Source organism: Pseudomonas sp. AC193, from assembly GCF_979258075.1.
This window is the reverse complement of sequence record NZ_OZ409832.1, coordinates 2,489,738-2,505,514: the sequence shown is the minus strand read 5'-3', so window position 1 is coordinate 2,505,514 and position 15,777 is coordinate 2,489,738. Positions and strand designations below refer to the sequence as shown.

The 15,777-nt window shown below is 60.4% G+C and carries 8 protein-coding genes; all 8 read left to right on the top strand.

The genetic code is table 11. The features are described from left to right. The first annotated feature begins 71 nt into the window (after positions 1-71). The 8 genes from ACZZ0D_RS11270 to ACZZ0D_RS11235 all read left to right on the top strand — a co-directional run bounded on the left by ACZZ0D_RS11270 (position 72) and on the right by ACZZ0D_RS11235 (position 15,607). Positions 72-494: an AprI/Inh family metalloprotease inhibitor gene (locus tag ACZZ0D_RS11270; RefSeq protein ID WP_463553265.1), complete on the top strand. Its 423-nt coding sequence runs from the start codon at positions 72-74 to the stop codon at positions 492-494. 203 nt (positions 495-697) lie between these two features. Beyond that, positions 698-2,473 carry a type I secretion system permease/ATPase gene (locus ACZZ0D_RS11265; RefSeq protein ID WP_463553264.1) on the top strand — a complete coding sequence of 592 codons (1,776 nt, stop codon included), beginning with the start codon at positions 698-700 and terminating at the stop codon, positions 2,471-2,473. After that, positions 2,470-3,819 carry an HlyD family type I secretion periplasmic adaptor subunit gene (locus tag ACZZ0D_RS11260; RefSeq protein ID WP_463553263.1) on the top strand — a complete coding sequence of 450 codons (1,350 nt, stop codon included), beginning with the start codon at positions 2,470-2,472 and terminating at the stop codon, positions 3,817-3,819. The genes ACZZ0D_RS11265 and ACZZ0D_RS11260 overlap by 4 nt, the downstream gene beginning before the upstream one ends. Before the next feature lie 2 nt (positions 3,820-3,821). Further along, positions 3,822-5,192 carry a TolC family outer membrane protein gene (locus tag ACZZ0D_RS11255; protein ID WP_463553262.1) on the top strand — a complete coding sequence of 457 codons (1,371 nt, stop codon included), beginning with the start codon at positions 3,822-3,824 and terminating at the stop codon, positions 5,190-5,192. A gap of 368 nt (positions 5,193-5,560) precedes the next feature. After that, on the top strand, positions 5,561-8,512 hold the full coding sequence (gene eprS, locus ACZZ0D_RS11250) for an autotransporter serine peptidase EprS (protein ID WP_463553261.1): 2,952 nt from the start codon (positions 5,561-5,563) through the stop codon (positions 8,510-8,512). A 197-nt stretch (positions 8,513-8,709) separates the two neighbouring features. Continuing rightward, complete coding sequence (locus ACZZ0D_RS11245; RefSeq protein ID WP_463553260.1) at positions 8,710-11,796, top strand: autotransporter domain-containing protein; 3,087 nt, start codon at positions 8,710-8,712, stop codon at positions 11,794-11,796. A 55-nt stretch (positions 11,797-11,851) separates the two neighbouring features. Then, the gene (locus tag ACZZ0D_RS11240; RefSeq protein WP_463553259.1) at positions 11,852-13,540 is read left to right on the top strand and encodes a polyurethane esterase; all 1,689 of its coding nucleotides are present in this window, start codon (positions 11,852-11,854) and stop codon (positions 13,538-13,540) included. A gap of 213 nt (positions 13,541-13,753) precedes the next feature. Further along, positions 13,754-15,607 (top strand): polyurethane esterase, encoded by a 1,854-nt coding sequence (locus ACZZ0D_RS11235; RefSeq protein ID WP_463553258.1) that lies wholly within the window; start codon positions 13,754-13,756, stop codon positions 15,605-15,607. Positions 15,608-15,777 lie beyond the last annotated feature (170 nt).

Genomic DNA, 15,777 nt, shown 5'->3' with positions numbered 1-15,777 from the left:
GCGAGCGTCGCTTTCTTTACTTGCATCGAATGATTCAGTGGGCAAGGCTACGTGCCGGAGCGAATATTCCCATGGTCAGTAAGGCTTTTACCTACAAGGCAGTGGCGTGGTTTACGGCAGCGCTCCTTATGATTTCTGGAGAAACAAGCATGGCAAGCAGCCTCAGACTCGAAGAACCCTCGGCATTTGCCGGCCATTGGCAGGCAACATTATCGGCTCGCGAAGATGCAGCGGATGCGCAAAAGCTCCAGGACAAACCGTCAAACACCTGTGGTGTTGAACTGGCGGCGAACAAAACCCTGAGTTCCACGTGTCTGGGCGCATGGCTGGAAGAAACTCCGGTGGGCTGGTTTCCCGATCCCGATGGCTTGTCGATCACCGGCAAAGAAGGTTCAAGGATTCAGTTTTTCAGTCGACAACGTAATGGGCTATATCAGACGACTTTAAAGTCGGGCCTGATCATTACGCTCGAACGTGCGGCGCAACAGCCGTAACTATCAAATTTACGACAGCGTTTTTATATAAAGCGCCACGGGCGGGCTATCAGCAACGCCTCGATGAACAACTGCGCCGTAATATTCGCCGGTAGTTGTTATAAAAGTGTAAGCGGTCACTTAAAAAGCACAGCCCGGTGAAGTGCCGATAATTAATAAAAGTCTCGCCAACGAGTGGCGGGAATATTTTCCAGGAAGAATCAATGAAGATGGCGAAGGCCCCAGCCACCGCTCCCTTATTCAAGGCATTGGCTGACTATAAAAGCATTCTGATCAGTGTTGGCTGCTTTACTGCGCTGATTAACGTACTGATGCTGGTGCCCTCCATCTACATGCTCCAGGTCTATGACCGGGTGCTGTCGTCGCAGAACGAAACCACACTCGCGATGTTGTCGCTGATGGTCGTCGGCTTCTTCGCTTTTATCGGTCTGCTGGAAGTCATCCGCAGCTTTATCGTGATCCGCATCGGCAGCCAGTTGGAGCGCCGTTTCAACCTGCGTGTCTATCAAGCCGCGTTCGAGCGCAACCTGTTCAAGGGCGAGGGCAACGCCGGGCAGTCGCTGGGCGATCTGACGCACATTCGCCAATTTGTCACCGGGCCCGCGCTGTTCGCGTTCTTCGATGCGCCGTGGTTCCCGGTCTATTTGTTCGTGATTTACCTGTTCAACGTCTGGCTGGGCGTACTCGCCACCGCCGGCGCGCTGCTGTTGATCGCATTGGCCTGCCTCAACGAATACATGACCAAAACGCCGTTGGGCGAAGCGGCCGGTTTCTCGCAGAAATCCAGCCAATTGGCGACCAGCCACCTGCACAACGCTGAAACAATTCAAGCCATGGGCATGCTCGGTGCGCTGCGCAAGCGCTGGTTTGGCGTGCACTCGCGGTTCCTCGGTTTGCAGAATCAGGCCAGCGATACCGGTGCGGTGATCAGTTCGCTGAGCAAAACCCTGCGCCTGTGCCTGCAATCGCTGGTGCTCGGCCTCGGTGCATTGCTGGTGATCAAGGGCGACATGACGGCGGGGATGATGATCGCCGGTTCGATTCTGATGGGCCGCGTGCTGAGCCCGATCGACCAGTTGATCGCCGTGTGGAAACAGTGGAGCGGGGCGAAGCTGGCGTACCGTCGTCTCGATGCCTTGTTGCAAGCCTTCCCGCCGAGTGACGACGCCATGGCGTTGCCAGCACCGAAAGGACAGATCACTTTCGAGCAGGTCAGCGCTGGCCCTCCGGGTCAACGCGCGGCGACGCTGCACATGGTCAATTTCAATCTGGCGGCCGGCGAAGTATTGGGCGTGCTCGGTGCTTCCGGCTCGGGCAAGTCGACATTGGCCCGAGTATTGGTTGGCGTGTGGCCGACCCTTGGCGGAACCGTGCGCCTGGACGGCGCGGATATTCATCGCTGGAACCGCGATCAACTCGGCCCTTACATCGGTTACCTGCCGCAGGACATCGAGCTGTTCAGCGGCAGCATCGCTGAAAACATTGCGCGCTTTAGCGAGGCCGATCCGCAGAAAGTCGTCGCTGCTGCGCAACAGGCGGGCGTGCACGAAATCATCCTGCGTCTGCCACAAGGCTACGACACGCAGTTGGGCGAGGACGGCAGCGGTCTGTCTGGCGGGCAGAAACAACGTGTGGCACTGGCGCGGGCGATGTATGGCAACCCGAGCCTGGTGGTGCTGGATGAACCCAATTCCAACCTCGACACCATCGGCGAAGCCGCGTTGGCCAGCGCCATCGCGCAACTCAAATCCCAAGGCACCACTGTGGTGCTGGTGACGCATCGTTCTTCGGTGCTGGCTCAGGCCGACAAATTATTGGTGCTCAATGACGGTCGTTTGCAGGCCTTCGGCCCAAGTCAGGACGTGCTCAAGGCACTGTCCGGCCAGCAAGAACAGCAACGGGAAAAAGCTGCACAGGCACCGGGCGGACTCAGCATGAGCCGGCAGTATCAGCCCACGACAAGGAATTCGGGTGTATGAGCAGCGCCAGCATGAACACTGAAAACGAAGCGAACATGGAACACGCCTACCTCAACGAGCGTCCGGAACGCGATGCGAAGTTCTTCGCGCGCATGGGCTGGATTCTGGCGATTGTCGGCGCAGGCAGCTTCTTTACCTGGGCGGCGTTGGCGCCGCTGGATCAAGGCATTCCGGTGCAGGGCACGGTGGTCGTCTCGGGCAAACGCAAAGCCGTGCAATCGATGAGCAGCGGCGTGGTCAGCCGGATTCTGGTGCGCGAAGGCGAGATCGTGAAGCAGGGGCAGCCGCTGTTTCGTCTCGATCAGACGCAAGTGGCGGCTGACGTGCAATCGCTGCAAGCGCAGTACCGCATGGCGTGGGCGAGCCTGGCGCGCTGGCAGGCCGAGCGCGACAACCTCAAGCAAGTGACTTTTCCGGCTGAACTGAGCAACGATCCGGATCCGCGTCTGGCGCTGGTGCTTGAGGGCCAACGTCAACTGTTCAGCAGCCGCCGCGAAGCGTTCTACCGTGAGCAGGCCGGGTTGCGCGCGAACATCGAAGGCGCCACCGCGCAACTGGCCGGCATGCGCCGCGCACGCACCGACCTCAATGCGCAAGCCGCGTCGCTGCAACAGCAATTGAGCAACCTGCAACCGCTGGCCGACAACGGCTACATCCCGCGCAACCGCTTGATGGAATATCAGCGCCAACTCTCGCAAGTGCAGCAGCAACTGGCCGAGAACACCGGCGAAAGCGGCCGCGTCGAGCAGGGCATCCTTGAATCGCGCCTTAAATTGCAGCAGCACGGCGAGGAATATCAAAAAGAAGTGCGCACGCAACTGGCCGACGCGCAGCTGAAAAGCGTCACCCTGTCCGAGCAACTCACCTCCGCCGGTTTCGACCTGCAACACAGCGAAATCATCGCCACCGCCGATGGTGTGGCGGTCAATCTCGGGGTGCACACCGAAGGCGCCGTTGTACGCCAAGGCGAAACCCTGCTGGAAATCGTCCCGCAAGGCACCACGCTGGAAGTGGAAGGGCACTTGCCGATCAACCTGATCGACAAGGTCGGCACGCACTTGCCGGTGGACATCCTGTTTACCGCGTTCAACCAGAGCAAAACCCCGCGCGTACCGGGCGAAGTCAGCCTGATTTCCGCTGACCAAATGATCGACGAGAAAACCGGCGCGCCGTATTACGTGCTGCGCACCCGTGTCAGCGATCAGGCGATGGAGAAACTCAACGGTCTGGTGATCAAGCCCGGCATGCCCGCAGAAATGTTCGTGCGCACCGGCGAACGTTCGCTGCTCAACTACCTGTTCAAACCGTTGCTCGACCGGGCCAACTCCGCGTTGACCGAAGAATAAGGATGTTCGGCTGTATGAATAAGCTTTCGATGCTGGCGGCAGCGTTCGCGCTGTTGGCCGGCAACAGTGCAGTGGCGGCGATGGGTCCGTTCGAGATCTACGAACAGGCGTTGCGCAATGATCCGGTGTTCCTCGGCGCGATCAAGGAGCGCGACGCCGGCCTGGAAAACCGTGCGATTGGCCGCGCCGGCCTGTTGCCCCGCGTCGGTTACAACTACAACAAGGGCCGCAACTCGTCGAAAGCCACTTCGCTCGACGAACGCGCGCGCAACCGCACCGATGACCGCAATTACAGCAGTTACGGCTCGACCCTGACCGTGCAACAACCGTTACTCGATTACGAGGCCTACGCCGCTTATCGCAAGGGCGTCGCGCAATCGTTGTTTGCCGATGAAAACTTCCGCGGCAAGAGTCAGGAGCTGTTGGTGCGGGGCCTGGATAACTACACCAAAGCCTTGTTCGCTCAGGATCAGATCGACATCGCCCAGGCGAAGAAAAAAGCTTACGAGCAGCAGTTCCAGCAGAACGAACACATGTTCCGCCAAGGCGAAGGCACGCGCACCGACATTCTTGAAGCCGAGTCGCGCTACGAGCTGGCGACCGCCGAAGAGATCGAAGCGCGTAACGAACAGGACGCCGCGCTGCGTGAACTTGGCGCGTTGGTGGGCGTTGCGGCGGTGAACATCGATGAGCTGGCACCGCTGGATCAAAACTTCCAGACCTTCGCGCTGATGCCGGCCAACTACGACACCTGGCACGAAATGGCGATCAGCAATAACCCGAATCTGGCGTCGCAGCGTCAGGCCGTGGAGGTTGCGCGTTATGAAGTGGAGCGTAATCGCGCCGGCCATCTGCCGAAGGTCAACGCGTACGCCTCGATGCGCCAGAACGAATCGGAAAGTGGCAACACCTACAACCAGCGCTACGAGACCAACACCATTGGTTTTGAGGTGAGCGTGCCGTTGTATGCCGGTGGCGGCGTGTCGGCCTCGACGCGGCAGGCCAGTCGCACGATGGAACAGGCTGAGTATGAGCTGGATGGCAAGACCCGCGAGACGTTGATCGAGCTGCGCCGACAGTTCAGTGCGTGCTTGTCGGGGGTGAGCAAATTGCGTGCGTATTCCAAGGCATTGTCCTCGGCGGAAGCGCTGGTGGTGTCGACCAAGCAGAGCATTCTCGGCGGTGAACGCACCAACCTCGACGCACTGAACGCCGAGCAACAATTGTTCACCACCCGCCGCGATCTGGCGCAGGCGCGGTACGACTATCTGATGGCGTGGACGAAATTGCATTACTACGCGGGGACGTTGAACGAGCAGGATCTGGCCCGGGTGGATGAGGCATTTGTGGTCGCGCAACAGCCCTCACCCTAGCCCTCTCCCAAAGGGAGAGGGGACTGACCGGGTTGTTTGCGGGCGATGCATCGACCTGAATGTTCGAGTCGAACTCGAGATTTGAAAGCAACACAAATCGGCTCCCTCTCCCTCGGGAGAGGGCTGGGGTGAGGGGACTGACCGGGTTGTTTGCGGGCGATGCATCGACCTGAATGGTCGGGTCGAACTCGAGATTTCAAAGCACCACAAATCGGCTCCCTCTCCCTCGGGAGAGGGCTGGGGTGAGGGGCAGCAACACCGCAATTCTCTGTAGGAGCTGCCGAAGGCTGCGATCTTTTAAGCTCAAGATCAAAAGATCGCAGCCTGCGGCAGCTCCTACATAACAACAAAAAAAGTGAGGAGTGAACATGGACGTACGCATCAAACCGGCATCAGTCGGCACCCTGTTGCTGGTGATTTCTACCGCGCAAGCCCAGGCCCAATACCTGGAAACCGGCCAACCCGGCGACGCCGCCAGTTGGCGCAGCGCCGAATTCAAGCGCGACTGGGGCCTCGCGCGCATGCAGGCCGATCAAGCCTATGCCGCCGGCATCACCGGCCAAGGCGTAAAAATCGGCGCTCTCGATTCCGGTTTCGATGCGAGCCATCCCGAGTTCGCCACTGACCGCTATCACCCGGTACAAGCCAGCGGCAGCTACCTGAACGGCACCCCGTTTAACGTCGACGGCACACTCAACCCGAACAACGATTCCCACGGCACCCATGTCGTCGGCACCATGGGCGCCTCGCGCGATGGCACTGGCATGCACGGCGTCGCATACAACGCGCAAATCTATGTCGGCAACACCAACGCCAACGACAGTTTCCTCTTCGGCCCGAAACCGGATCCGCGTTATTTCAAAGCTGTTTACGACTCTTTGGCCGACGCCGGTGTGCGCGCGATCAACAACAGCTGGGGCAGTCAGCCGCCTGACGTCAGCTACCGCACGCTGGCCGATCTGCACGCCGCATACGCCCAGCACTGGAATCAGGGCACCTGGCTCGATGCCGCTGCCGACGTCTCTCGGCGCGGAGTGATCAACGTGTTCAGCGCCGGCAACAGCGGCTACCCGAATGCCAGCGTGCGCTCGGCGCTGCCGTACTTTCAGCCGGATCTTGAAGGCCACTGGCTGGCGGTTTCCGGGCTCGATCAAAGCAATCAACAGAAGTACAACCAGTGCGGCCTCGCCAAATACTGGTGCATCACCACGCCGGGGGCGAAGATCGACAGCACCATTCCCGGCGGCGGTTATGCGATCAAGTCCGGCACCTCGATGTCGGCGCCGCACGCGACCGGTGCATTGGCGCTGGTGATGGAACGTTACCCGTACATGAACAACCAGCAAGCGCTGGAAACGCTGCTGACCACCGCCACGCAACTAGATGGCTCCGTCACCGACGCGCCGACCGAGCGAGTCGGCTGGGGCGTGGCCAACCTTGATCGGGCGATGCGCGGGCCGGGGCAATTGCTCGGTGCGTTCGACGCGAATCTGGGGGCAGGGCAGCGCGATGTCTGGAGCAATGACATCTCCGATAAAGCGCTGATCCAGCGTCAGAGTGAAGACCTCGCCGAGCACAACGCCTGGCAGCAAACCCTGCAGGACAAAGGCTGGCAGAATGGTGTAGCGGCTGGCGCCAGTCAGCAGGATCAGACCGATTACGCCGTGGGCATGGCGCGTGATGCAGCAGCGGCGAGCCGCATTTATCAGGGCAGCCTGATCAAGTCCGGCGGCGGCCAATTGATCCTCAGCGGCGACAACACCTATCGCGGCGCGACCACGGTCAATGGCGGCTTGCTGACGGTCAACGGTTCGCTGACCTCGGCGGTAACCGTCAACGACAGCGGCACCCTCGGCGGTTCCGGGCGGATCAATGCCTTGACCGCCAACAGCGGCGCTCGCGTCGCACCGGGCAATTCCATTGGCACGTTGAACGTAGCGGGGAACGTCACGCTCGCGCCAGGTTCGACCTACGCGGTGGAATTGTCACCCACCAGCAGCGACCGCATCGTCGCCGGCGGCACGGCCACGGTCGGCGGCGCCACTGTCAGCCTCGCGCTGGAAAACAGTCCGACGCTGCTCAGCGCCACAGAAACCCGCAGCCTGCTCGGTCGCCAATACGACATCTTGCAAGCGGCCGGCGGCGTTCAAGGCCAATTCGCGGCAGTTGTGCCGAACTACCTGTTTATCGGTGGCAATCTCGACTACGCCGCCAACGCGATTCAACTGAATATCGAACGCAACGCAACGACGTTCGCCAGCGTCGGCCAAACGCCGAATCAGCGTTCCGTCGCGGCGGCGGTTGAAAGTCTCGGTGCCGGCAGTTCGGTGTATGAAAGCCTGCTGCTGTCACCATCAGCCGCCTCAGCGCAACAAGCGTTCCAACAATTGAGCGGTGAAATCTACCCGGCTCTCGGTTCGGTGTTGATCAACGACAGCCGCCAATTGCGCAACGCGGTCGGCGAACGTCTGCACGATGCGTCGGCCACGCAAAACAACGGCTGGATCAAAGCCCTCGGCGCGTGGGGCACAACCGATTCCAGCCACGACACGGCGGGTTACAGCACCTCGATTGGCGGCTTACTCGCCGGTGTCGACGGCGCACTGGACGAGCAGACGCGCATCGGTCTGGTCACCGGTTACAGCGACAGTTCGCTGAGCATGGGGTCGGGCACGCACTCGTCGGCCAAGGTCGACAGCTACCACCTCGGCGCCTACGCCGGCCACGAAATCGGCGCCTGGCGTTTGAGCACCGGCGCGGCCTACAGCTGGCATCGCGCCGATGTAAAACGCGATCTGCAATACGGCGACGTCAGCGCTAAACAGAAAGCCAAAGTCGACGCGGCCACCACCCAGGTGTTCGGTGAGGCGGCGTATCGACTGCACCTGCAACCGTTGGCGCTGGAACCGTTCGCCAATCTGGCTTACGTGCATCTGGACACCGAAGGCTTCAAAGAGAAGGGCGATGCGGCGGCGCTGAAAAGCTCTGGCGATCAGCGTGATGCGGTGTTGAGCACGCTCGGTGTGCGCGCGATCAAGACGCTCAACCTGTCGGCGCAACAGACCCTCTACGTCAGCGGACATCTTGGCTGGCAGCACAGCTTGAGTGATATCGATGCTGAGCAGCACCTGCGTTTTGCCAGCGGTGGCACGCCATATTCGGTGGAGAGTTCGGCGCTGGTACGTGATGCCGCACTGGTCGGCGTGCAGGCGAGTCTGGCGCTGAGCCGCGATGTGCGGGTGAACCTCGATTACAACGGACAACTGGCCCATCGCGAGAAAAGCCATGGCGTCGGGTTGAGCCTGAATTGGCAGTTCTAAAAGATCGACGCACACCCTGTGTTGATCGTTCCCACGCTCTGCGTGGGAATGCCTCTACGGACGCTCTGCGTCCTGTGACGCGGAGCGTCACGGGCTGCATTCCCACGCGGAGCGTGGGAACGATCACATGCAGGTAGCCCGTTCACAAACGCAAGAGATACGGATTTTTTCGCAACATCACTAAGGAAGGTCGCTGGATGAATAACAACAATACACCCGCGCAATCGGGTGGCCGTTTTGCCTTGAAAACCCTGAATCTCGCGGTGCTCTGCGCACTCACCACCTGGGGCAGCGCACACGCCGCGCCTTACGTCGAGAGTGGTCGCACGGGCGATCCTTCCAGTTGGCGCAGCGCTGAATTCAAGGCCGATTGGGGCCTGGGCGCGATCGGTGCCGATCACGCTTACGCTGCTGGCTACACCGGCAAAGGCGTGAAACTGGGGATCTTCGACCAGCCGGTGTACGCCGCGCACCCGGAGTTTTCCGGCAGCAACAAAGTCGTGACGCTGATCACCAGCGGCATCCGCGAATACACCGACCCGTACATCCCGGTGAAGGCCGGCGATGCGTTTCGTTATGACGGTTCGCCCTCGGTCGGTTCCGACGGCAAACTCGGCGCCCACGGCACCCACGTCGGCGGTATCGCGGCGGGCAGTCGTGACGGCGGGCCGATGCACGGTGTGGCGTTCGCCGCGCAAATCATCAGCGCCGACAACGGTGATCCGGGCCCGGAAGATGGCATCGTCCGTGGCAACGACGGCGCGGTGTACAAGGCCGGTTGGGATGCACTGATCGCCAGCGGCGCGCGGATCATCAACAATAGCTGGGGCATCGGCATCACCGACCGTTTCGACCTCGGCGGCCGCGACCCGGCGTACCCGCATTTCACCGTCAACGACGCGCAAGTGCAGTTCAACGAAATCCGCACACTGCTCGGCACCAAACCTGGCGGCGCGTATGACGGCGCCATCGCCGCCGCGCGCAGTGGCATCGTCACCATTTTCGCTGCCGGCAACGACTACAACCTCAACAACCCCGACGCCATCGCCGGCCTCGGCTATTTCGTGCCTGAGATCGCGCCGAACTGGATCACCGTCGCCGCGCTGCAACAGAACCCGGATCTGGCCAGCGCCAATCCGTACGTCATCAGTACGTTCTCGTCGCGTTGCGGCTACACCGCGAGTTTCTGCGTGTCGGCACCGGGCACGAAAATCTTCAGCTCGATCATCGAAGGCACCAACGCCGATAACTTGACCACCAGCTATAAAAATTACAACGGCACCTCGATGGCCGCGCCGCACGTCGCCGGTTCCATGGCGGTGCTGATGGAGCGTTTCCCTTATATGACCGGTGATCAGGTCGCGACTGTGTTGCGCACCACCGCCACCGACCTCGGCGCACCGGGCATCGACGCCTTGTACGGCTGGGGCATGATCAACCTGCGCAAGGGTATCGACGGCCCGTCGATGTTCGTCACCGAGCAGGACATTCCCGAGGAATTCCGCGTCAACGGCGCCTACGGTTCCGGTCAGTTTGTCGCGGATTTGCCGGGCATCGGCGCGATCATCGACCAGGGCAAACCGACCGAGCGCGTGTGCAACGACATCACCTGTGGCCTCGACACCTGGCGCAACGATATCTCCGGTCACGGTGGCCTGACCAAGCAAGGCATCGGCACCCTGGTGCTGACCGGCAAAAACAGCTACAGCGGCCCAACGCTGGTCAATCAGGGCCGACTGGCGATCAACGGCTCGCTGGCTTCTGAAGTGACCGTGAACAACAGCGGCATCCTCGGCGGCAACGGTCGCATCGGCGCCCTGACCGCGAAAAGCGGCGGCACCGTGGCGCCGGGCAATTCCATCGGCACGCTGAACGTGGCGGGTGACGTGACCTTTGAACGCGGTTCGACCTACGCGGTAGAAGTCTCGCCGACCAGCAGCGACCGCATCGTTGCCGGCGGCGCCGCACAAATCGACGGCGCGACCGTCGCATTGTCGCTGGAAAACAGCCCGACATTGCTGACTACCAGCGAAGTGAAAAGTCTGCTCGGCACGCAATACAACATCCTCCAGGCAGCGGGCGGCGTGTCCGGCCAGTTCGGCCAGGTGTTGCCGAACTATGCATTCCTCGGCGGTACGTTGGGCTATTCGGCAAACGGCGTTCAGCTTGAGGTCGGCCGTAATGGCGCGTCGTTCGCCAGCGTCGGTCTGACGCCGAATCAGCGTTCAGTCGCGGCGGCGGCGGATCGTCTCGGTGCCGGCAATGCGCTGTTCGAAACCCTGCTGCTGTCGCCTAACGCGGCGTTGGCGCAACAGGCTTTCCAACAGTTGTCTGGCGAGATTCACCCGGCCATTGGCACCTTGCTGATAAACGACAGCCGTTACCTGCGCGAAGCGGTTGGCGAGCGTCTGCGCGAACGCGATCTGTTCAACGCCGATGCACCGAAAAGCGAGGGCAGCAACGCCTGGGTCAAGGTGTTGGGCTCGTGGGGCACCAGTGATGGCGGCAATAAATACGCGGATTCCACCAGCTCGATCGGTGGCTTGCTCGCCGGTGTCGATGGCTTGATTGCTGAAGATACTCGTCTCGGTTTCGTTACCGGTTATAGCGACAGCTCTTTGAGCATGGGCAGCGGCACGCATTCGTCGGCCTCGGTCGACAGCTACCACTTGGGTGCGTATCTGGGGCATGAAATCGATGCCCTGCGCCTGACCGTTGGCGGCGCTTACAGCTGGCACCGCATCGATGCGAAGCGTGATCTGCAAATCGGCGATGTCAGCGGCAAGCAGAAAACCAAACGCGATGCGACCACTGCGCAATTGTTCACAGAAGCCGCTTACGACCTGGGCTTGCAGCCGATGAACCTGGAACCGTTCGCCAATCTGTCCTACGTGCATCTCAACACTGACAGCTTCACCGAGAAGGGTGACGCGGCGGCGTTGAAGGGCGGTGAAGACAATCGCGACGTGGTGCTGTCGACCCTCGGCGTGCGCGCCAAGCGCAGTTTCGCCCTGTCGGATCAGCATCAACTGGAACTGGGTGCGAGCCTCGGCTGGCAGCACAACCTGAGCAGCGTTGACGCTGACAGCCACTTGGCTTTCGCCAACGGCAACAGTGCGTTCAACGTGCAGAGCGTGTCGATGGATCGTGATGCAGCGGTGGTCGGCGTGCGTGCAGGTCTGGCGCTCAATCGCGATGTGCGGGTGAATCTGGATTACAACGGGCTGATCGGTTCGAACGAGAAAGACCACGGTGTCGGCCTCACACTCGACTGGCAGTTCTAAAGCGTACCGGCAGCCTTGCGAAAGGCTGCCGGTTTAAAGGAAGAGAGAGCACAACATGGGATTGTTCGATTACAAAAAGGCCGATGGCAAAGCGTTGTACAGCGACGCCATCGCCCTGACGTTGTACGCCTACACCCCGACCGGCAAGCCTTTGCCGGCAACCGCGTGGGCGCCGGTCACTGCGACGGCGCTGGGTTATCAGGGCAAGGTCGGGCCGCAAGGCACATTCTTCGGTGAAGAGGATGGCTTCACCAGCGCCGAGGCGGAGGTGCTCGGCAAGTACGACGCGGCCGGCAAATTGATCGGCCTCGGCATTGCCTTTCGTGGCACCGGTGGGCTGGGTTACAGCGACACCTTCGGCGACATGAAAAACAATCTGCTGGCCGCGGTCGGGCCGTCGGATTATGCGAGCAACTACGCGAAAAACGCTTTCGACAATCTGCTCAAGGCTGTCGCCACGTTTGCGATTGCCAACGGCATCGCTGCCAAGGATGTGCTGTTCAGCGGCCACAGCCTCGGCGGCCTCGGGGTCAACAGCGTCGCCGAGTTAAGCGCGAACAACTGGGGTGGGTTCTTCAAGGACGCCAACTACATCGCGTTTGCTTCGCCGACCCAGAGCAGCACCGGCAACAACGTGCTGAACGTCGGTTACGAGAACGACCCGGTGTTCCGCGTGCTGGACGGCACTACGTTCAGCACGGCCTCGATGGGCAAACACGACAAACCGCACGATTCGACCACCGACAACCTCATCAACTTCAACGACAACTACGCCTCAACCGCGCAGAACCTGGTGCCGTTCAGCATCATCAATCCGCTGAGCTGGTCGGCGCATGGTTCGTTGGGTTATGCCGATGGCTTGAATCGGCTGATCGACTCGACGTTCTACAACCTGACGCATAAAGACTCGACGATCATCATATCCAATCTGGAGGAATCTTCGCGGGGCAAAACCTGGGTTGAGGACTTGGGCCGCAGCGGTGAACCGCACACTGGCAGCACTTTCATCATCGGCACGCAAAGCAATGACTGGTTGAAGGGCGGGGCGGGCAACGACTTCCTTGAAGGCTTGGGCGGTGACGACCATTTCCGCGATGACGGCGGCTTCAATATTCTGCTTGGCGGTCAAGGCCACAATACGTTCGAGCTGCAGAAACCATTGCAGAACTTCAGCTTCGCCAATGATGGCGACGGCACGCTGTACGTGCGCGACGCCTACGGCGGCATCAGCATGACCCGCGACATTGGTGCGCTAGTGAGCAAGGAATCGGGTTCGTGGTGGGGCAGCAAGGAAATCACCTGGGGCGTCACGGCCAAGGGTTTGAGTAATGGCAACGAACTGACCCAGTACAACCATTCACTGAACGGCGATGGTTACGGCAATGCGCTACACGCCACGGCGGACGATGATTGGCTGTTTGGCTTGGGCGGCGATGACACGCTGATCAGCGACAAGGGCCACGTGACCTTCGTCGGTGGCGCTGGCAACGATGTGATGAATGCGATAGGTGGCAACAACACCTTCCTGTTCAGCGGTGCGTTTGGTTTTGATGCGATCAATGGCTATCAGGGCAGCGACAAACTGGTTTTCATGGGCGTCGAGGGCGCGGGGCAAGGTTATGACTACAAACAGCACGCGTCGCAGAGCGGCGGCGATACCGTGCTGAAGGTTGGCGACTTTGCCGTGACGTTGGTTGGGGTGGGAGTGGCTAATCTGTCGGACTCGGCGTTCGTCTTCGCCTAGATCCTGATCAATCCCTGTAGGAGCTGCCGAAGGCTGCGATCTTTTGATTTTGTTTTTAAGATCAAAAGATCGCAGCCTTCGGCAGCTCCTACAGGGGGAGTGTGTGCGCATGTATTAAGAAGTGCTGTATCGAAATGCTCCGGGGCGGCCTGCGAGGGGCGCTCTGGCTGTGAGCTATCTCTGAACAATTCCAACAAAAAGAGAGGCAATGGCATGGGTGTGTATGACTATAAAAACTACGGCACAGCCGATTCCAAGGCGCTGTTCAGCGACGCCATGGCGATCACGCTGTATTCCTATCACAACCTCGATAACGGGTTTGCTGCCGGTTATCAGCACAATGGCTTCGGCCTCGGCTTGCCAGCCACACTGGTCACAGCGCTGATTGGCGGCACCGATTCACAAGGCGTCATCCCCGGCATTCCGTGGAACCCCGACTCGGAAAAAGCCGCCCTCGACGCGGTCAAACAGGCCGGTTGGACACCGATCACCGCCTCGCAACTGGGCTACGACGGCAAGACCGATGCGCGTGGCACCTTCTTCGGCGAGAAGGCCGGCTACACCAGCGCTCAGGTAGAAATTCTCGGCAAATACGACGTCCAAGGCCATCTCACCGAACTGGGCATTGCCTTTCGCGGCACCAGCGGGCCACGGGAAATCCTCATTGGCGATTCGATCGGCGACGCGATCAACGATCTGCTCGCGGCATTCGGCCCCAAGGATTACGCGAAAAACTACGTCGGCGAAGCCTTCGGCAATCTGCTCAATAACGTCGTGGCGTTCGCCAAGGCCAACGGTCTCAGCGGCAACGACGTACTGGTCAGCGGCCACAGCCTCGGCGGCCTCGCGGTCAACAGCATGGCCGATTTGAGCGGTGGCAAATGGGGCAGTTTCTTCGCCGATTCCAACTACATCGCTTACGCCTCGCCGACCCAGAGCAGCACCGACAAAGTGCTCAACGTCGGCTACGAAAACGATCCGGTATTCCGCGCCCTCGACGGCTCGACCTTCACCGGCGCCTCGGTCGGCGTGCATGACGCGCCGCATGCGTCGACCACCGACAACATCGTCAGCTTCAACGATCACTACGCCTCGACCGCGTGGAATCTGCTGCCGTTCTCGATCCTGAATATTCCGACGTGGATCTCACACCTGCCGACCGCGTATGGCGATGGCATGAACCGGGTGATCGAGTCGAAGTTCTACGACCTGACCAGCCGAGACTCGACGATCATCGTCGCCAACCTGTCCGACCCGGCGCGCGCCAATACTTGGGTGCAGGATCTCAATCGCAACGCCGAAACCCACAAGGGCAGCACCTTCATCATCGGCAGTGACGGTAATGACCTGATCCAGGGCGGCAGCGGCAACGACTACCTGGAAGGACGCGCCGGCAACGACACGTTCCGTGACAGCGGTGGTTACAACATTATCCTCGGCGGGCACGGCAACAATTCACTGGATCTGCAGAACTCGGTAAAGAACTTCGACTTCGCCAACGACGGCGTGGGCAATCTGTACGTCCGCGATGCACAGGGCGGGATCAGCATCACTCGCGACATCGGCACGATTCTGACCAAGGAACCGGGGTTTCTCTGGGGCGTGTTCAAGAATGACGTGGTCAACAGCGTCACGGTCAACGGCCTGACAGCGGGCAACACCGTTACCGCTTACGAATCGAGCGTGAAAGGCACCAGTGGCGTCGATACGCTCAAGGCACATGCGAGTGGCGACTGGTTGTTCGGGCTGGATGGCAACGATCATCTGATTGGCGGTACGGGCAACGATGTATTTGTCGGCGGCGCCGGTAATGACCTGACGGAATCGGGGGGCGGGGCGGATACGTTCCTGTTCAACGGCGCGTTCGGGCAGGATCGGGTGGTGGGTTATTCGTCGAATGACAAACTGGTGTTTCTCGGTGTGCAGGGTGTTTTGCCGGCGGATGACTTCCGTGCGCATGCCTCCAGTGTCGGGCAGGACACGGTGCTGACGTTTGGCACAGACTCGGTGACGTTGGTCGGCGTGGCGCTGAATAGCCTGAATGCCGACGGTATCGTGATCGCCTGATTCGTTAGGGCTATCCCAAAACCTGTGGCGAGGGGATTTATCCCCGATGGGTTGCGCAGCAGCCCCAAATTCTGAGCATGCGCTGTGTCAGACACACTTCTGCTTAAGGGTTTGGGGTCGCTGCGCGACCCATCGGGGATAAATCCCCTCGCCACAATGAATGGTGTATG

What these genes read in the sequence shown, in the direction of transcription:
- ACZZ0D_RS11245 (WP_463553260.1), top strand. Translation starts at nt 8,710, where the DNA reads ATGAATAACAACAATACACCCGCGCAATCGGGTGGCCGTTTTGCCTTG.
- ACZZ0D_RS11270 (WP_463553265.1), top strand. Translation starts at nt 72, where the DNA reads ATGGTCAGTAAGGCTTTTACCTACAAGGCAGTGGCGTGGTTTACGGCA.
- ACZZ0D_RS11240 (WP_463553259.1), top strand. Translation starts at nt 11,852, where the DNA reads ATGGGATTGTTCGATTACAAAAAGGCCGATGGCAAAGCGTTGTACAGC.
- ACZZ0D_RS11260 (WP_463553263.1), top strand. Translation starts at nt 2,470, where the DNA reads ATGAGCAGCGCCAGCATGAACACTGAAAACGAAGCGAACATGGAACAC.
- ACZZ0D_RS11235 (WP_463553258.1), top strand. Translation starts at nt 13,754, where the DNA reads ATGGGTGTGTATGACTATAAAAACTACGGCACAGCCGATTCCAAGGCG.
- ACZZ0D_RS11255 (WP_463553262.1), top strand. Translation starts at nt 3,822, where the DNA reads ATGTTCGGCTGTATGAATAAGCTTTCGATGCTGGCGGCAGCGTTCGCG.
- eprS (WP_463553261.1), top strand. Translation starts at nt 5,561, where the DNA reads ATGGACGTACGCATCAAACCGGCATCAGTCGGCACCCTGTTGCTGGTG.
- ACZZ0D_RS11265 (WP_463553264.1), top strand. Translation starts at nt 698, where the DNA reads ATGAAGATGGCGAAGGCCCCAGCCACCGCTCCCTTATTCAAGGCATTG.